17 protein-coding genes are annotated in these 16,829 nt (G+C 70.9%); 13 read left to right on the top strand and 4 right to left on the bottom strand.

All coding sequences use genetic code 11. From position 1 onward, the window contains the following. Positions 1–982 precede the first annotated feature (982 nt). From argC to ABT025_RS15490, 5 genes are read left to right on the top strand one after another with little or no spacing between them, the layout of a single operon-like run. Entirely contained in the window at positions 983–2,011 is a 1,029-nt protein-coding gene (gene argC / locus ABT025_RS15510) for an N-acetyl-gamma-glutamyl-phosphate reductase (protein ID WP_350994108.1), read from the top strand. Beyond that, complete coding sequence (argJ, locus tag ABT025_RS15505) at positions 2,008–3,162, top strand: bifunctional glutamate N-acetyltransferase/amino-acid acetyltransferase ArgJ (RefSeq protein WP_350994106.1); 1,155 nt, start codon at positions 2,008–2,010, stop codon at positions 3,160–3,162. Before argC ends, argJ begins: the two co-directional genes overlap by 4 nt. Beyond that, complete coding sequence (argB, locus tag ABT025_RS15500; RefSeq protein WP_350994104.1) at positions 3,159–4,073, top strand: acetylglutamate kinase; 915 nt, start codon at positions 3,159–3,161, stop codon at positions 4,071–4,073. The genes argJ and argB overlap by 4 nt, the downstream gene beginning before the upstream one ends. After that, positions 4,070–5,281 (top strand): acetylornithine transaminase, encoded by a 1,212-nt coding sequence (locus tag ABT025_RS15495; protein WP_350994102.1) that lies wholly within the window; start codon positions 4,070–4,072, stop codon positions 5,279–5,281. The genes argB and ABT025_RS15495 overlap by 4 nt, the downstream gene beginning before the upstream one ends. Positions 5,282–5,291: 10 nt before the next feature. Beyond that, positions 5,292–5,828 carry an arginine repressor gene (locus tag ABT025_RS15490; protein ID WP_350994100.1) on the top strand — a complete coding sequence of 179 codons (537 nt, stop codon included), beginning with the start codon at positions 5,292–5,294 and terminating at the stop codon, positions 5,826–5,828. 2 nt (positions 5,829–5,830) lie between these two features. Here the strand turns inward: ABT025_RS15490 and ABT025_RS15485 are convergent, their stop codons facing one another. Further along, positions 5,831–6,532 carry a L,D-transpeptidase family protein gene (locus ABT025_RS15485; RefSeq protein WP_350994098.1) on the bottom strand — a complete coding sequence of 234 codons (702 nt, stop codon included), beginning with the start codon at positions 6,530–6,532 and terminating at the stop codon, positions 5,831–5,833. 95 nt (positions 6,533–6,627) lie between these two features. Continuing rightward, positions 6,628–7,221 (bottom strand): pyridoxamine 5'-phosphate oxidase family protein, encoded by a 594-nt coding sequence (locus ABT025_RS15480; RefSeq protein WP_350994096.1) that lies wholly within the window; start codon positions 7,219–7,221, stop codon positions 6,628–6,630. Positions 7,222–7,582: 361 nt separating this feature from the next. On the opposite strand from ABT025_RS15480, the gene argH reads away from it, so the two are divergent. The 3 genes from argH (at position 7,583) to ABT025_RS15465 (ending at position 10,705) form a co-directional block, all read left to right on the top strand. Next, positions 7,583–9,016, top strand: a complete 1,434-nt coding sequence (gene argH / locus ABT025_RS15475; RefSeq protein WP_350994094.1) for an argininosuccinate lyase — start codon at positions 7,583–7,585, stop codon at positions 9,014–9,016. A gap of 66 nt (positions 9,017–9,082) precedes the next feature. Continuing rightward, positions 9,083–10,054 (top strand): aldo/keto reductase, encoded by a 972-nt coding sequence (locus ABT025_RS15470; protein WP_350994092.1) that lies wholly within the window; start codon positions 9,083–9,085, stop codon positions 10,052–10,054. A gap of 78 nt (positions 10,055–10,132) precedes the next feature. Next, positions 10,133–10,705: a sigma factor gene (locus ABT025_RS15465; RefSeq protein WP_502971952.1), complete on the top strand. Its 573-nt coding sequence runs from the start codon at positions 10,133–10,135 to the stop codon at positions 10,703–10,705. Between the two features lie 75 nt (positions 10,706–10,780). Here ABT025_RS15465 and ABT025_RS15460 read toward each other — a convergent pair whose 3' ends face one another. After that, positions 10,781–11,302 (bottom strand): HAD domain-containing protein, encoded by a 522-nt coding sequence (locus ABT025_RS15460; protein WP_350994090.1) that lies wholly within the window; start codon positions 11,300–11,302, stop codon positions 10,781–10,783. A gap of 85 nt (positions 11,303–11,387) precedes the next feature. Here ABT025_RS15460 and ABT025_RS15455 point away from each other — a divergent pair, with 85 nt between their 5' ends. Continuing rightward, a complete protein-coding gene (locus tag ABT025_RS15455; RefSeq protein WP_350994088.1) occupies positions 11,388–11,939 on the top strand; it encodes a TetR/AcrR family transcriptional regulator in 552 nt (183 codons plus the stop codon). Continuing rightward, positions 11,936–13,480, top strand: coding sequence for an MFS transporter (locus ABT025_RS15450; RefSeq protein ID WP_350994086.1), 1,545 nt, complete (start codon positions 11,936–11,938; stop codon positions 13,478–13,480). Before ABT025_RS15455 ends, ABT025_RS15450 begins: the two co-directional genes overlap by 4 nt. Positions 13,481–13,557: 77 nt before the next feature. Here the strand turns inward: ABT025_RS15450 and ABT025_RS15445 are convergent, their stop codons facing one another. Continuing rightward, complete coding sequence (locus tag ABT025_RS15445; RefSeq protein ID WP_350994084.1) at positions 13,558–14,229, bottom strand: lysophospholipid acyltransferase family protein; 672 nt, start codon at positions 14,227–14,229, stop codon at positions 13,558–13,560. Between the two features lie 234 nt (positions 14,230–14,463). On the opposite strand from ABT025_RS15445, the gene ABT025_RS15440 reads away from it, so the two are divergent. The 3 genes from ABT025_RS15440 (at position 14,464) to ABT025_RS15430 (ending at position 16,828) form a co-directional block, all read left to right on the top strand. Next, positions 14,464–15,630 (top strand): glycerophosphodiester phosphodiesterase, encoded by a 1,167-nt coding sequence (locus ABT025_RS15440; protein ID WP_350994083.1) that lies wholly within the window; start codon positions 14,464–14,466, stop codon positions 15,628–15,630. 90 nt (positions 15,631–15,720) lie between these two features. Then, positions 15,721–16,287, top strand: coding sequence for a sigma-70 family RNA polymerase sigma factor (locus tag ABT025_RS15435; protein ID WP_502971951.1), 567 nt, complete (start codon positions 15,721–15,723; stop codon positions 16,285–16,287). A gap of 37 nt (positions 16,288–16,324) precedes the next feature. Then, positions 16,325–16,828, top strand: coding sequence for a GNAT family N-acetyltransferase (locus tag ABT025_RS15430; protein WP_350994197.1), 504 nt, complete (start codon positions 16,325–16,327; stop codon positions 16,826–16,828). The last annotated feature ends 1 nt before the right edge of the window (position 16,829 follow it).

Raw genomic sequence — 16,829 nt, 5'->3', positions numbered from 1 at the left:
TTGGCAGGCCTCGCGTCGGCTTGTCAAGCTCCTTGACTCGGCATCAAGATCGACTCGCTGGGGCCTGGTGGCGAGGCCAATTCCGGTTAGCTGGGCCGTGGGCAGGCGCCGCCGCTGAACCCGGGTGGCGGGGTCAATTCCGGTTAGATAGGCCGTAGGTGGGGCCGGCCGCTGAATCCTGGTGCGGAAGTCCAATTCCAGTTGGGTGTGCCGGGCATCCTTGACGCTCTCTCTAATTACCCGCCGGCGCGGGCCGGTCGGGCGGGTGTCATGGCTGCCCGAGGTGTGTGTCATGGCCCGCTGGTGACACATCGCCATGGCGCGGGCGCCGTCGCGGTGAACGACAGGGTGTGGTGCGCGACTCGCCCGTGTCGCGGAGGTCCGGGCCTATATCGGAACGGACGCCTTCGTGCGGCCGGCCGGTGGGCGGGCGGGCCGAAGGCGTCGGTGTCTCGGTCCCTGCCCGGCAGGGGTGTGGGACCCGCCCCGCGCGATGGGGTGGGGTCCCCGCCGTCACGATCGTCGCGCCCCGCGTTCGAGCCGCTACTCCATGGCACCCGCGTGGTCAACCCCGAAGGTGAGGGTCGGCGGAATTGCGTCCGCGCCCTGATGTCCGGCGGTGATGTCACCGGTGCGCCCCCGTATTCGGTGGTGATCTCACCGCCGAAGAACTGTGAGAGGCCGGTGAGGTGGCCGGGAGGGGCCGCCGAAGAACTGTGAGAGGCCGGTGAAGTGAACGCGAGAGGCCGTCGAGGCGACTGCGGGAAGCCGGCGAAGGGCTCCGGGTGAAGATCCGCATCCATGGGGTCCGGACCTGGTTGCGCCACCGTTGCCCGGTGTTACATGTTCATACGCCGTTCCGCGCGCACGTCTGCCCGGCGGAGCTCTCGCTGTCGCGCGAGGCTCCCGCCGGGATGAGCGCATGTCTTTGCATAAAAGTGCAGAGATGCGTATAGTCATGCCATCGACGAGGAGGATTTCGATGGTGGTACGTGCAGCAGTGGCAGGGGCGAGCGGATACGCCGGCGGGGAGCTGCTCCGCCTTCTGTTGGTCCACCCAGAGGTCGAGATCGGGGCCCTCACCGCGAACTCCAACGCGGGCCAGCCGCTCGGCGCCCTGCAGCCGCACCTGCGGCCACTGGCCGGCCGGGTGCTCCGGCCGACCACCGCCGAGGTGCTCGCCGGACACGACGTGGTCTTCCTCGCCCTCCCGCACGGGCAGTCCGCCGCAGTGGCGGAGCAGCTCGGTGACGAGGTGCTCGTGGTCGACATGGGGGCCGACTTCCGGCTCGAGAACGCGGCTGACTGGGAGAAGTTCTACGCCTCGCCGCACGCCGGGACCTGGCCCTACGGCCTGCCCGAGCTGCCCGGCGGGCGGGCCGCGCTGGCGGGGAGCAAGCGCATCGCGGTTCCCGGCTGCTACCCGACCGCCGTGTCGCTCGCCCTCTTCCCGGCGTACGCGGCCCAGCTCGTCGAGCCCGAGGCAGTGATCGTCGCCGCCTCCGGTACCTCGGGTGCGGGCAAGGCGGCCAAGCCGCATCTGCTCGGCTCCGAGGTGATGGGCAACATGTCGCCGTACGGCGTCGGCGGTGTCCACCGGCACACGCCCGAGATGATCCAGAACCTCAGCGCCGCCGCCGGTGAGCGGGTCAGCGTGTCCTTCACCCCGACCCTCGCACCGATGCCCCGCGGCATCCTCGCCACGTGCAGTGCCAAGGCGAAGCCGGGCGTGAGCGCCGGGTCCCTGCGCGCCGCGTACGAGAAGGCCTTCGCGGACGAGCCGTTCGTCGATCTGCTCCCCGAGGGCCAGTGGCCCTCGACCGCGGCCGTATACGGCTCCAACGCCGTCCAGATCCAGGCCGCCCACGACGAGGCGGCCGGCCGGGTCATCGTGATCAGCGCCATCGACAACCTTGCCAAGGGCACCGCGGGTGGTGCCCTGCAGAGCATGAACATCGCCCTCGGACTTCCCGAGGACACGGGTCTTTCCACGATCGGAGTCGCACCGTGAGCGTCACGGCAGCACAGGGATTCTCGGCGGCGGGCATCGCCGCCGGGATCAAGGACAGCGGTAACCCGGACCTGGCCCTCGTGGTCAACAACGGTCCCCGTCGCGCCGCTGCGGGCGTCTTCACCTCCAACCGTGTCAAGGCCGCTCCCGTCCTCTGGTCGGAGCAGGTCCTCAAGGGGGGCGAGGTCACCGCCGTCGTCCTCAACTCCGGCGGCGCCAACGCCTGTACGGGGCCGCAGGGCTTCCAGGACACCCACGCCACCGCCGAGAAGGCGGCCGAGGTCCTCGAAGGCCACAGCGCCGGTGAGATCGCCGTCGCCTCGACCGGGCTCATCGGTCTGCTGCTCCCCATGGACAAGCTGCTGCCCGGCATCGAGAAGGCCGCGGCGGCCCTGAGCGAGCACGGCGGCGAGAAGGCCGCCATCGCCATCAAGACCACCGACACCGTCCACAAGACGGCCGTCTCAGGCGGCGAGGGCTGGACCGTCGGCGGCATGGCGAAGGGCGCGGGCATGCTCGCCCCCGGCCTGGCCACGATGCTCGTCGTCCTCACCACCGACGCCGACGTCGCCGCCCCCGCGCTCGACGCCGCGCTGCGCGACGCGACCCGGACCACGTTCGACCGGGTCGACTCCGACGGCTGCATGTCCACCAACGACACCGTGCTCCTGCTGGCCTCGGGGGCCAGCGGAATCACGCCGGAGCAGGGGGAGTTCGCGGAGGCGGTACGGGCCGTCTGCGACGACCTCGCCCGGCAGCTGATCGGTGACGCGGAGGGCGCCTCCAAGGACATCCGCATCGAGGTCGTGAACGCCGCGACGGAGGACGACGCCGTGGAGGTGGGCCGTTCCATCGCCCGTAACAACCTCCTCAAGTGCGCCATCCACGGCGAGGACCCCAACTGGGGCCGGGTGCTGTCCGCGATCGGCACGACGAAGGCGGCCTTCGAGCCGGATCAGCTGAACGTCGCCATCAACGACGTCTGGGTCTGCAAGAACGGGGGAGTCGGCGAGGACCGCGACCTCGTCGACATGCGCTACCGGGAGGTCAAGATCACCGCCGACCTCGCCGCGGGCACCGAGTCGGCCGTCATCTGGGCCAACGACCTCACCGCGGACTACGTCCACGAGAACAGCGCGTACAGCTCATGAGCGCCGCGCGGAAACACACCGCACTCCCGAAGGCGCAGATCCTCATCGAGGCCCTGCCCTGGCTGACCCGGCACAACGGCAAGACCGTCGTCATCAAGTTCGGCGGCAACGCCATGATCGACGAGGAGTTGAAGGCGGCCTTCGCCCAGGACGTCGTCTTCCTGCGGCACGCCGGCCTCAAGCCCGTCGTCGTGCACGGCGGCGGCCCGCAGATCAGCGCCCAGCTCGACAAACAGGGCCTGGTCAGCGAGTTCAAGGCCGGGCTCCGCGTCACCACGCCCGAGGCGATGGACGTCGTACGGATGGTGCTGGCCGGACAGGTCCAGCGCGAGCTCGTCGGCCTGCTCAACCAGCACGGCCCGCTCGCCGTCGGCATGACCGGCGAGGACGCCCACACCATCACCGCGATCCAGCACCGCCCGGTGATCGACGGTGAGGCCGTCGACATCGGCCGGGTCGGTGAGATCACCGCCATCGACACCGGGGCCATCCAGGCGCTGCTGGACGACGGCCGCATCCCCGTCATCTCCTCCATCGCCCGTTCGGCGGAGGACAACCACGTCTACAACGTCAACGCCGACACCGCGGCCGCCGCACTCGCCGCCGCGCTGGGCGCCGAGACACTGATGGTCCTCACCGACGTCGAGGGCCTCTACGAGGACTGGCCCAACAGCGACGACGTGATCAGCCGCCTCACCGCCACCGAGCTGGAGAAGCTCCTGCCGGAACTCTCCAGCGGCATGGTGCCCAAGATGCAGGGCTGCCTGCACGCCGTACGCAACGGCGTGGAGACCGCCCGCGTCATCGACGGCCGGGTCCAGCACTCGATCCTGCTGGAGATCTTCACCGACGAAGGAATCGGCACGATGGTCGTGCCCGACACGACGACCGGAACACAGGGGGAGTCATGAGCAACCAGGAACTCACACAGCGCTGGCAGCACGCGCTGATGGACAACTACGGCACCCCCCGGCTTCCCCTCGTCCGCGGCGAAGGCGCCCATGTGTGGGACGCCGACGGCACCGAGTACCTCGACTTCGTCGGCGGCATCGCGGTGAACGCGCTGGGCCACGCCCACCCCGCCGTCGTCGAGGCGGTCTCCACCCAGATCGCCTCCCTCGGCCATGTCTCCAACCTCTTCATCGCCGAGCCGCCCGTCGCCCTCGCGGAACGGCTGCTCCAGCTCTTCGGCCGGACCGGCAAGGTCTACTTCTCCAACTCGGGCGCCGAGGCCAACGAGGCCGCGTTCAAGATCGGCCGGCTGACCGGCCGCGGCCACATGGTCGCCACCGACGGCGGCTTCCACGGCCGGACCATGGGGGCCCTCGCGCTCACCGGCCAGCCCAAGAAGCGCGAGCCCTTCGTCCCGCTGCCCGGTGACGTCACGCACGTCCCGTACGGGGACGTCGAGGCGCTGCGGGCCGCGGTGACCACCGACACCGCGCTGCTGATCATCGAGCCCATGCAGGGTGAGAACGGTGTCGTCGTCCCGCCCAAGGGCTATCTCGAGGCGGCCCGGGAGATCACCCGGGCCACCGGCACCCTGCTCGTCCTCGACGAGGTGCAGACCGGGATCGGCCGGTGCGGCACCTGGTTCGAGCACCAGGCCCACCAAGGCGTGGAGCCCGATCTGGTCACCCTCGCCAAGGGGCTCGGCGGCGGACTGCCGATCGGCGCCACGGTGGCGTTCGGCGCCGCGGCCGACCTGCTCGGCCCCGGCCAGCACGGCACGACGTTCGGCGGCAACCCGATCGCCTGCGCCGCCGGACTCGCGGTCCTGGACACCCTGGCCGCCGACGGCGCGCTGGACAACGTGAAGCGGCTGGGCGAGCGGATCCGCAACGGCGTGGAGGGCCTGGGGCACCCCCTGGTCTCCCACGTCCGCGGCTCCGGCCTGCTGCTGGGTATCGTGCTCACCGAACCCCTTGCGCCCCAGGTGCAGCAGGCGGCTCAGGGAGCCGGACTCCTGGTGAACGCGCCCGCCCCCGATGTCGTACGGCTGATGCCGCCGCTGATCATCGGTGAGGCGGAGGTGGACGCGTTCCTCCAGGCGCTGCCCGGTGCCCTCGACGCGGCATACGGGGACGGACGATCCGGAGAGGGACACACCGGAGAATGAGGCGACGACGATGACCGAGGCGCAGGATTCCGAGCACGGCGGGCCGTCCGTGCCGCAGACCCGCACCGCACGCCACCGCCGGATCGTGGACATCCTGAACCGGCAGCCGGTGCGCTCGCAGAGCCAGCTGGCCAAGCTCCTTGGCGACGACGGGCTGAGCGTCACGCAGGCGACGCTCTCCCGGGATCTGGACGAGCTGGGTGCGGTGAAGATCCGCAACACCGGTGGCGAGCTGATCTACGCGGTGCCGAGCGAGGGCGGATTCCGCACCCCGCACGCGCCGCTTGGCGGGTCCGCCAAGGAGGAGCGGATGCGCCGCCTCTCCGCCGAACTGCTCATCTCGGCGGAGGCCTCGGCCAACCTGGTGGTGCTGCGTACGCCCCCGGGCGCCGCCCAGTTCCTCGCCTCGGCGATCGACCAGGCCGAGTTGCACGACATCCTCGGCACCATCGCAGGCGACGACACGCTCATGCTGATCAGCCGCGATCCGGCCGGCGGGCAGGCGCTCGCCGACCATCTGCTGAGGCTCGCACAGAACGAGCGCTGAGGTCAGTAGCGCGTGATCGCGGTCGGGCCCGAAAGGGTTCCGATCGCGAGATGCGGACGGCGGGCCGGATCGGCCCAGGCCAGGATCCGGTCCATCGCGGCCGCCGGCACGGAGACACAGCCGGCGGTCGCGCCGCGTCCGTTGACGTGCAGGAAGATCCCGGCGCCCCGGCCCCGTACCGGCCTGTCGTAGTTGAACCCGACGACGAGGGCCCGGGCGTACTGCGTCGGATACGTGATCAGGTGCTCGGCCTCGGTGGCCCGGCAGTCGGTGGACCGCGGCTCCATCCACCGGTTGTAGGCGCGCGCCGCGTTGTCCTGGCACCACCACGACCGTTCACCGACCCTGCGGTACGGATAGCGGGTGCCGGGCCCGGCCGCCTTCACCCCGAAGGCGTACGGCAAGCGGTAGAGCCCGGTGGGTGTGGTGGCGGTTCCCTGCTTGCGCGATGCGCCCTCGGCCAGTCCGTTCGCCCCGAAGCGGGCGGGCGCGGACCCGGCGGCCACCCAGCGCCCGGCGCGCAGACTCCACCAGGTGACCGTGCCCGTGGTGGCGGCGGTACCGGAGGCCACGGCCGTGATGAGCTGGCTGCCGCCGCCCGTGCCGGCCAGCCGCAGGGGCAGCGGCAGCACTGCGGGAGGACGGGCCCCGAGCAGCCCGGCGAGGGCGAGCAGGACCGAACCGGTCACCAGAAGTCTGCGCATGTCCCGGACCGTAGACCCGCCGCCCCGGGGTCACCTGCGCACCTGCTCCGTACGGCCCAGTCGGCTCACGTCCGCACAGCCGAGGGGCAGCGGCGTCACGGCGAGGGCGGCATGACCGGCAGCGGGAGCGGCAGCCCCGGCAGCCCGTCCATGCTGGTGGCGATGTGCTCCTTCTTCTCGAAGTAGGCGCTGAGCGAGGCGTCGTCCTCCCGTGCGAAGCGCTGCCCGTGCAGCGAGCGGTCCTCGTCGTACGACATGAAGGGGACGCCGTATCCGCAGGTGTCCCGGATCAGTTCGGCCGTCACCACGATGATCGCCCGCAGCCCGTGCAGGGAGGGGTCGACCCCGTCGAACCGTCCGAGCAGTTCCGGGAACCGGAGGTCGTCGCGGAAGACCGGCTCACCGCGGCCGTGGATCCGCACGATGTTCGGTGGCCCCTGGAAGGCGCACCACATCAGCGTGATGCGCCCGTTCTCGCGGAGGTGGGCGACCGTCTCGGCGTTGCTCCCGGCGAAGTCGAGATAGGCCACGGTCTGTTCGTCGAGGACGGCGAACGATCCGCTGACGCCCTTGGGCGAGAGGTTCACCGTGCCGTCGGCGTCCAGCGGGGAGGTTGCGGTGAAGAAGATGGGCTGCGCCTCGATAAAGGTGCGCAGCCTTCCGTCAATGCGTTCATACGTCTTTCCCATGGGTCGGATTATCCGCTCGGGCGCCCGGGGTGCGGGGGAGTTTCGGCCGGTGGGACGGAGGTGCCCGGCCGTCCGGAGAGGCTGCCGCGCCGTCACCCGCACCGGGCACCTTCCGCTCGGACGGCCGTACCCGGGGGATCCTGCCCGCGCCGGACCGGCAGCGGCGGCGGGTCCGCGCAAGGGCCGTCCTGCGCAGCTTTGACAAAACATACAGAGGGCCGCATAGTTATGCTTGTTAGTGATTGCGGCAGTGGCTGCACCGTGGATCGCGCCGTGAGCAGGCATCCGTGACCGAGTGTGCTGCACTCGCACGGGGAAGCGGTCGCACATCCAACCCCCTGGTTCTTCCTAGGAGCACGCAGTGAGCAACGGCAACGGCAACGGCGACGTACGTCTCTGGGGCGCCCGCTTCGCGGACGGTCCGGCCGAGGCGCTGGCCAGGCTGTCCGCGTCCGTCCACTTCGACTGGCGGCTCGCGCCGTACGACATCGCCGGCTCCCGTGCCCACGCGCGCGTCCTCAACAAGGCGGGCCTGCTCACCGAGGACGAGCTGAAGCGGATGACCGCGGGGCTCGACCAGCTGGAGGCCGACGTCGCCGACGGCTCCTTCACCGGCACCATCGCCGACGAGGACGTCCACACCGCCCTGGAGCGCGGGCTGCTGGAGCGGCTCGGTCCCGACCTCGGCGGCAAGCTCCGTGCCGGGCGGTCCCGCAACGACCAGATCGCCACGCTCTTCCGGATGTACCTGCGCGACCACGCCCGCATCATCGGCGGTCTGATCGCCGAGCTCCAGGAAGCCCTCGTCGGCCTGGCCGAGGCGCACGCGGACGTGGCCATGCCCGGCCGTACGCACCTCCAGCACGCCCAGCCGGTGCTCTTCGCCCACCACGTCCTGGCCCATGTGCAGTCCCTGTCCCGGGACGCGGAGCGGCTGCGGCAGTGGGACGAGCGGACCGCGGTCTCCCCGTACGGCTCCGGCGCACTCGCCGGCTCCTCGCTCGGGCTCGACCCCGAGGCGGTCGCCGCCGACCTCGGCTTCGAGCGCGGCTCGGTGGGCAACTCCATCGACGGCACGGCCTCGCGGGACTTCGTCGCCGAGTTCGCGTTCATCACCGCGATGATCGGCGTCAATCTCTCCCGGATCGCCGAGGAGATCATCATCTGGAACACGAAGGAGTTCTCCTTCGTCACCCTCCATGACGCCTTCTCGACCGGCTCCTCGATCATGCCGCAGAAGAAGAACCCCGACATCGCCGAACTGGCGCGGGGCAAGTCGGGCCGGCTCATCGGCAATCTGACCGGCCTCATGGCCACGCTCAAGGCCCTGCCGCTCGCGTACAACCGCGACCTCCAGGAGGACAAGGAGCCGGTCTTCGACTCCTGCGACCAGCTCGAAGTCCTGCTTCCCGCCTTCACCGGGATGATGGCCACCCTCACCGTCAACCGTGAGCGCATGGAGGAGCTGGCCCCGGCCGGCTTCTCGCTCGCCACCGACATCGCCGAGTGGCTGGTCAGGAAGGGCGTGCCGTTCCGCGTCGCCCACGAGGTCGCCGGCGAGTGCGTCAAGGAGTGCGAGAGCCACGGCATCGAGCTCGACGAACTGACCGACGAGCAGTTCGCGAAGATCTCCGAGCACCTCACCCCCGAGGTCCGTACGGTCCTCGACGTGGCGGGTGCGCTCGCCTCCCGCAACGGACGCGGTGGCACGGCGCCGTCCGCGGTCGCAGTCCAGCTGACCGAGGTCAAGGCGGACCTGGCGACGCAGCACGCCTGGGCGGCGGCCCGCAAGTAGCCGGACGGGCATCGCGGGCTACGTTGGGGGTAGTCGAGATTCCTGCCCACCGACGAGGAGCCCGCGATGCCGTTCGCCCGACTGACCACAGCGACCACCCCGACCGCCCACATCGGGCTGGGCCTGGCAGCGGTCGGCAGGCCCGGCTACATCAACCTCCACCGCGATCGCGACCTGCCCGACGAGCGCACCGTCGACGCGCTGCGCGCCCGTACGCACGAGCTGCTCGACGCGGCCTACGCGCAGGGCGTCCGCTATTTCGACGTCGCCCGCTCCTACGGCCGCTCCGAGGAGTTCCTCGCCGACTGGCTGACCGCCCGGCCGGAGGTCCGCGACGTCGTCGTCGGGAGCAAGTGGGGATACACCTACACCGCCGACTGGAGCGTCGACGCCGAGGCCCACGAGGTCAAGGACCACACCCTCGCCACGTTCGACCGGCAGCGCGCCGAGACCGGCGCCCTGCTGGGTGACCGGCTCGACCTCTACCAGATCCACTCGGTGACCCCCGACAGCCCGGCCCTCACCGACAAGGAACTCCACGCCCGGCTCGCCGAGCTCGCCGCCGGCGGGGTCAGTGTCGGCCTCTCCACCAGCGGACCGGCCCAGGCCGACGCGATCCGGGCCGCCCTCACCGTCACGGTGGACGGTGAACCCCTCTTCCGTACGGTCCAGGCCACGTACAACGCGCTGGAGACCTCGGCCGGGCCGGCGCTCGCCGAGGCCCATGCAGCGGGGCTCACCGTCATCGTCAAGGAAGCCATGGCCAACGGCCGGCTCGCGGGTACGGAGGCTCCCGCCGTGATGCGGGAGATCGGCGCCGAGGAGGGGCTGGGCAGCGACGCGGTCGCACTGGCGCTGGTGCTGCACCAGCCCTGGGCCGGGGTGGTGCTCTCCGGTGCGGCGACCGTCGGCCAGCTCGCCGGCAACCTCCACGCGGCCGTCCTCGGCCTCGACGAGGAGCGCAGGGCCGGGCTGGACGCGCTGGTGGAGGAGCCGGAGGCGTACTGGCGGCACCGCGCGTCGCTCCCGTGGAGCTGATCCCTTCCCGCACTCCTGTCACAGCCGACCGTTCCCGTACGTCAGGGTGGTGACGGCACACGACGCAGGAGGACGGCTGTGGACGGCAACGAGTTCCTGGCGGCACGCTTCGAGGAGAACAGGGACCGTCTCAAGGCGGTGGCCCACCGGATGCTCGGCTCCGACAGCGAGGCGGAGGACGCCGTCCAGGAGGCCTGGATCCGCCTCGGCCGCTCCGACAGCGTGGCGATCGGCAACCTGGGCGGCTGGCTGACCACCGTGGTCGGCCGGGTCTGCCTGGACATCCTGCGCTCGCGCCGCTCCCGCCGCGAGGAACCCCTGGAGACCGGTGCGCCGGACCCGAACGGGCCCGGCCGGGTCCTCGGCCCGCAGCCCGGCGCCGACCCGGAGCAGCAGGCGCTGATCGCGGACTCGGTGGGCCTCGCGCTGCTCGTCGTGCTCGAAACACTGGACCCGGCCGAGCGCCTGGCCTTCGTGTACGCGGTGCCGCGAACGTGGCCCGGCAGGCGCTCATGTTCGCCCCGTTCGCCCGGTCGGCACAGTTCGCACCGGTCGACGGTGCTCCGGCCGTCGTCTCGACGGGGGAGGGGCAGCACTTCTCGGTCGTGCGGTTCACGATCGAGCGCGGAAAGGTCGTCGAGCTTTTCGTGATCAACGAGCCCGGGCAGTTGCCCGGGCTCGACCTGATCCTCCTCGACGGATGAGCGGAACCGGCGGGGGCAGGGGTCAGCCGCTGCCCCGTCCGTCCGCCCACGCGGCCAGCGCGTCGAAGTCGGGCCGCTCCAGCCCGACCCGCGGATCGATCTGCAGCAGCAGGCTCTCCGCGCCCGTCCCGTGTTCCCCGACCCATGCCCGGTCCCGCTCGGTGATCTCGTCGTCGACCCACGCGAACGGCCGCCCGGCCGCGTACTCCACGACGTACTGCGTCTTCCAGTACGTCCCGGCCGGTGCGGCACCGTGCATGTCCGGCCAGTCGATGTAGGGGAGAGGGGGCAGCCCGAGATGCGGCCCGATCCACTCGTTGGCCTCGTCCTTCCAGGTGGTCGCCCAGATCAGCTCGTAGCGGCCGGCCAGCGCGAGCAGTTCCTCGCCGTGCCGGGGGTCGAGCAGAACGGGCAGCGCCGGGCCGGCGGTCCACCCTGTCGGCCGCATGAGGTGCCTGGTGTATCCCTCCGGCGTGCGGCGTCGGGAGAGTGCTGCGTACGGATTGAGCGGGCCGTCGATGTCGATCAGCAGCAGCGGCTTCATGCCGACATGCTCCTCCGCTCCCGACGCGCGGCGCGAGCCGATTTCCGGTGAGACATTGATGTCTCAAATGGGTTAGTGTCGTCTCATGACTCTTGATCGTGAGCAGGTGCTGCGCAGCGCCGCCGCCCTGCTGACCCGAAAATCGACGGCCACCATGGACGAGGTCGCCAAAGCCGCCGGCATCGGTCGGGCCACCCTGCACCGGCACTTCGCCGGACGGGACGCCCTGGTCAGGGCGTTGGAGGAGCTGGGGATCCAGGAGTTCGGAGCAGCCCTCGACGCCGCGGTGCTGGACGAGGGGACGTCGGACGAGGCACTGCGCCGTTTCGTCGCCGCGATCGAGCCGAGCGCCGGGCTGCTCTCCTTCCTCGTGACCGAGAATCAGCTCTTCGAGGGTGATGAGCAGAACGACGGCTGGGACCGGCTGGACGCCCGGGTGGCCGCGTTCTTCCGGCGCGGCCAGGAGCGCGGCGAGATCCGCATCGACCTGACGCCGGCCTGGCTCACCGAAGCGCTCTACGGGCTCATCAGCAGCGCCGCGTGGGCCGTTCAGGCGGGCCGGGTGGCCGGACAGGACTTCCCGTACATGATCGTCGAGTTGCTGCTCGGCGGCGCACGCCGGAGCGTGGAGCAATGAGCAGCGTCGAACAGCACCCGGAGCCCGCGCCCGAGCTGTACCGCCCCGGGCGGTGGATCGCGCTGTCCGTGCTCGTGCTCGCGGTGCTGCTGGTGGCCATCGACGCCACCGTGCTGGGCCTCGCGACCCCGTTCCTCAGCGAGGACCTCGAACCGACCGGCACCCAGCTGCTCTGGATCGGCGACGTCTACTCCTTCGTCATCGCCGGGCTCCTGGTCTCGATGGGCAGTCTCGGCGACCGCATCGGCCGCAAGAAGCTGCTGCTGTGCGGTGCCACCGCCTTCGGCGCGGTCTCGGTGCTCAACGCGTACGCGCACACGCCCGAGATGATGATCCTGGCGCGGGCCCTGCTGGGCGTGGCGGGCGCCACCCTGATGCCGTCCACCCTCGCCCTGATCCGCAACCTCTTCCACGACGCCCGCGAGCGGAGTCTGGCCATCGGCATCTGGGGAGCGATGGCCTCGGCCGGTGCGGCGGTCGGGCCCGTCGTCGGCGGATTCCTCCTGGAGCACTTCTGGTGGGGCTCGGTCTTCCTGATCAACGTGCCGGTCATGGCGGTACTCGTCGTGGTCGGGATCAAGATGATCCCCGAGTCCAAGAATCCTGCTCCCGGACCGTGGGACCTGCTGAGCGTGGTGCTCTCGCTGGTCGGCATGATCGGGGTCGTCTACGCCATCAAGGAGCTCGCCGCGCACGGCGGAAGCTGGGAGGTCGCCCTCTCGGGCCTCGGCGGACTGGCGTTGCTCGTCTGGTTCGTACGCCGGCAGTTCCGGCTCCCCGCCCCGCTGCTCGACATGCGGCTCTTCCACCACCGGGGATTCTCCGGCGCGGTGCTCGCCGACCTGCTGACCATCCTCGGCCTCTCCGGCCTGGTCTTCTTCCTCTCCCAGTTCCTGCAACTGGTCCAGGGACGCGGACCGCTGGAGGCCGGGCTCGCCGAACTTCCCGCGGCGGTCGGCGCGGTCACGGCGGGTCTGCTGGCGGGGACCACCGCCCGCCGCTACTCCGTACGCGTCGTGGTGACCGGCGGCCTCGCCGGCATCGGCCTGTCGCTGGCCGCGGTTTCCGCCGTCCACAAGGACACCGCCTATCCGCTGATCGGCGCGCTCCTGCTGGTCGTCGGCGTGGGGGCGGGCTTCGCCTTCACGGTCACCTCCGACGTGATCCTCTCCAGCGTTCCGAAGGAGCACGCCGGCTCCGCCTCCGCGGTCTCGGAGACGGCGTACGAGCTGGGAGCCGCCCTCGGCATCGCCCTGCTCGGCTCCATCGTCACCGGGGTGTACCAGGGCTTCAACGCCCCCGCCGGAACTCCGCCCGACATCGCGGCGGCCGCCCACGAGTCCCTGGGCGGCGCGGTCGAGGCGGCCGAGGCGCTGCCCGAACCGGAGGCGACGACCCTGGTCTCCGCCGCCCAGGACGCCTTTGTCGACGGGCTGGGGGCCGCCTCGGCCATCGGCGCGGTCGTGCTGATGGCGACGGCGGTCGCCGCCTGGTTCCTGCTGCGCGGCCAGGAGCTGGAGGAAGGCATCGTGCACGACTGATGCGGGCATGCGGAAGGGCCCGTACCGCCAACCGGGGTACGGGCCCTTCTCGTCGTTCCGTGCCGTCGCGCCCAGGCTCAGGCGGCCTTGGCCTTCGTCGCATACATGTCGACGTACTCCTGGCCGGACAGCCGCATCACCTCGGCCATCACGGAGTCCGTCACCGCCCGCAGCACATAGCGGTCGCGGTCCATGCCCTCGTAGCGCGAGAACTCCATCGCCTCACCGAAGCGGACCGTGACCTTGCCGGGCCGCGGCAGTCCGGCACCGCCCGGCTGCAGCTTGTCCGTACCGATCATCGCGAACGGCACCACCGGGGCACCCGTCATCAGCGTCAGCCGCGCGATGCCCGTACGGCCCCGGTAGAGGCGGCCGTCGGGGGAGCGGGTGCCCTCCGGGTAGATCGCGAAGGCCTTGCCCTCCTCCAGCACCCGGCGGCCCGTCATCAGCGCCGCGACACCGCCCCGGCCGCCGTCCCGGTCCACCGGGATCATGCCGCTGCCGGTGAAGAACCAGGCCATCAGACGGCCCTTGAGACCCTTGCCGGTCACGTACTCGTCCTTGCCGATGTAGAACACCGGCCGGTCGCAGCAGATCGGCATGATCATCGAGTCGATGAACGTCAGATGGTTGCCCGCGAGAATCACCGGCCCGGTCCCCGGAATGTTCTGGGCGCCTTCCACCTGGGGGCGGAACAGCAGACGCAGGATCGGTCCGAGCACTGCCTTGATGAGTGCGAGTCGGGACAACGGTTCCTCCGGTGTAGTGGCCGGGCCGGCCGAGGCGACGAATGGAGAGGGTCCATGCAGGTGAGGACGATACTCGCGGGTACTCGCTGATCGCACATCGGGTTCACTCAGCGGATACGCAGTGTTGACGTGTGTTTGCGCCATGTTCGTCCAGATGGCGCCGTCCGGACCGCACCGCTGCCTACGCTCGGTCCTCGCCCGACAGGTGCCGGACATCATATGCGAGGAGTATTCATGACAGAGCGTGCGCAGGCCGGTCCCGGACGACGGACCGTCATGGGCGTGGGCGCCGCAGTACTCGGCACCGCGGCCCTCGGTGTCACCGGAACGGCGCAGGCGGCAGGGAAGTCCGAGGGCGCGTCCGCCGGGCATGGCGGCCACCGCCTCGACCTGCCGGTGCCGACCGTCATCGGCCACCGCGGTACCAGCGGCTACCGTCCCGAGCACACGCTCGGCTCCTACCAGCTGGCTCTCGACATGGGCGCGCACATCATCGAGCAGGACCTGGTGCCGACCAGGGACGGCCATCTCGTATGCCGCCACGAGAACGACATCACCGCCACCACCGATGTCTCCGCCCACCCCGAGTTCGCGAGCCGCCGGACGACGAAGACGGTCGACGGCATCGCTCTGACCGGCTGGTTCACGGAGGACTTCACCCTCGCCGAGCTGAAGACACTGCGGGCCAAGGAGCGCATCCCCGGCAACCGCCAGAAGAACACGCTGTACGACGGCCGCTGGGAGGTCCCCACCTTCGAAGAGGTCCTGCGCTGGGCCGACCGTGAGGGCCGCAAGCGCGGAAAGCCCGTCTGGCTGTACGTCGAGACCAAGCACCCCACCTACTTCCGCGGCCTGGGCCTCGGCCTGGAGGAGCCGCTGGCCAAGCTGCTGCGCCGCTACAACCGGCACCGCGCGCAGTCGACGCTCATCCTCCAGTCCTTCGAACCCGGCAGCATCCAGCGGCTGTCGAAGCTCGTCGCCACCCCGCGCGTCGTGCTGCTCTCGGGCGCGGGGTCCAAGCCCTGGGACTTCGTCGCATCCGGCGACCCGCGCACCACCGACGACCTGGTGAAGCCCGCCGGCCTGCAGTGGATGGCGTCCTTCGCCCAGGGCATCGGTCCCACCCTGGACCTGGTCATCCCCAAGGACGGCTCGGGCCGGCTCACCACGCCCACCACGCTGGTGCGGGACGCGCACGCGCAGGGCCTGATCCTGCACCCGTACACGATGCGCAACGAGAACACCTTCCTGCCCGCAGACTTCCGCCGGGGCACGGACCCCAACGCCTACGGCGACGCCTTCGGCGCCTTCGCGGCGTACTTCGCCACGGGAATCGACGGGATCTTCTCCGACAACCCGGACACGGCGCTGCTCGCGGCGGCGGACTTCGCCGGCGAGTAGCGGCGTCAGCACCCGACCGGGGCGTGCCCCGGTCGGGTGGTCCCGGCAGGTTCGGCAACCGCCGGCCGGCACAGCGGGTCGGGTGGGGACGTGACGCTTATCGATCTTCCTCAGGCCCTGCCCGTCCCGGGCGCGACCGCCGTCGTCCGCACGCTCCGTCCACTGGTCAGAGCCGAGGCGACGGCGGAGGCCGCGGCATCCGCCACCGGTGCGGCGGTCGACCCCGCCGATCTCGAACAGACCGTCTGGCTACGGCTGCTGGAGCGGCTGGTGGACCAGGGGCTGCCCGCGGACCCCGCCCGGTGGGTGCGGGACACCGTCAGGGCGGAGGCCCGCCGGGCCCGCCGCACCGCCCGGCGTGAGCGGCCCTACCGCGACGAGGCCGCAGCCGACCTCTCCGGCTGCCCGGAGCGGGCCGCCCTCGGCGCCGACCAACGCCGGGTGCTGCACGCCGCCGTGGACCGGCTGTCGGACTCCTGCGCTCGCTTACTGCGCGCGCTCCTCGCCCCGGGCGATCCCACCTACCGGGAAATCGCAGGGGAGTTGGGTATGTCACAGGGGAGTTTGGGCCCGATGCGTTCCCGATGCCTTGGATGTCTGCGCAGAATGCTCGCGGCGGAGGTTGTAGCTCCTGAACTGCGGGGAAAGGAGCGGTAGACAACCGGCGGATCAGGTGAGCGAGAGGCATGCGCAGATGGGCATGAGCGTGATCATCTCGGCGGCGAAGGCACAGGACGCCGAGCAGGTCTTGAAACTCCAGTACCTCTGTTTTCAGAGCGAGGCGGAGTTGTACGGGAACTACCGGATCGACCCCCTCGTCCAGACCCTCGACTCGGTACGCGCCGAAATCGCCACGAACCTGGTGTTCGTGGCGCGGCTCGGCGAGGAAGTCGTCGGTTCGGTACGCGGCGCCGCGGACCAGGACGGCACCGGACAGATCGGGAGGCTCTGCGTCCACCCCCGGCTCCAGGGGCACGGGCTCGGCGCCCGCCTGCTGGGCGCGGCGGAGGCAGGACTCACCGACCAGCGGTCGGCCACTCGCTTCCGGCTGCACACCGGGCACCGGAGCGAAAGCAATCTGCGGCTCTACCGGCGCGCGGGCTACGCCCCTGTCGGCAACGCCACCGGTCAGGACGGCGTCCGGATGATCCTCCTGGAGAAGGAGGCCTCGGCGACCGCCTACGTGGCGAGTGCCTGAG

Source organism: Streptomyces sp. NPDC002809, from assembly GCF_040295435.1.
Lineage (GTDB): Bacteria > Actinomycetota > Actinomycetes > Streptomycetales > Streptomycetaceae > Streptomyces.
The sequence above is the reverse complement of the archived record's forward strand: the minus strand, read 5'-3'. Positions and strand labels throughout refer to the sequence as shown.

Excerpts from the sequence above, each read along its gene's own strand:
- argC (WP_350994108.1), top strand. The coding sequence starts at position 983 with ATGGTGGTACGTGCAGCAGTGGCAGGGGCGAGCGGATACGCCGGCGGG.
- argB (WP_350994104.1), top strand. The coding sequence starts at position 3,159 with ATGAGCGCCGCGCGGAAACACACCGCACTCCCGAAGGCGCAGATCCTC.
- ABT025_RS15495 (WP_350994102.1), top strand. The coding sequence starts at position 4,070 with ATGAGCAACCAGGAACTCACACAGCGCTGGCAGCACGCGCTGATGGAC.
- ABT025_RS15490 (WP_350994100.1), top strand. The coding sequence starts at position 5,292 with ATGACCGAGGCGCAGGATTCCGAGCACGGCGGGCCGTCCGTGCCGCAG.
- ABT025_RS15485 (WP_350994098.1), bottom strand. The coding sequence starts at position 6,532 with ATGCGCAGACTTCTGGTGACCGGTTCGGTCCTGCTCGCCCTCGCCGGG.
- ABT025_RS15480 (WP_350994096.1), bottom strand. The coding sequence starts at position 7,221 with ATGGGAAAGACGTATGAACGCATTGACGGAAGGCTGCGCACCTTTATC.
- ABT025_RS15470 (WP_350994092.1), top strand. The coding sequence starts at position 9,083 with ATGCCGTTCGCCCGACTGACCACAGCGACCACCCCGACCGCCCACATC.
- ABT025_RS15460 (WP_350994090.1), bottom strand. The coding sequence starts at position 11,302 with ATGAAGCCGCTGCTGCTGATCGACATCGACGGCCCGCTCAATCCGTAC.
- ABT025_RS15455 (WP_350994088.1), top strand. The coding sequence starts at position 11,388 with ATGACTCTTGATCGTGAGCAGGTGCTGCGCAGCGCCGCCGCCCTGCTG.
- ABT025_RS15450 (WP_350994086.1), top strand. The coding sequence starts at position 11,936 with ATGAGCAGCGTCGAACAGCACCCGGAGCCCGCGCCCGAGCTGTACCGC.
- ABT025_RS15440 (WP_350994083.1), top strand. The coding sequence starts at position 14,464 with ATGACAGAGCGTGCGCAGGCCGGTCCCGGACGACGGACCGTCATGGGC.
- ABT025_RS15430 (WP_350994197.1), top strand. The coding sequence starts at position 16,325 with ATGGGCATGAGCGTGATCATCTCGGCGGCGAAGGCACAGGACGCCGAG.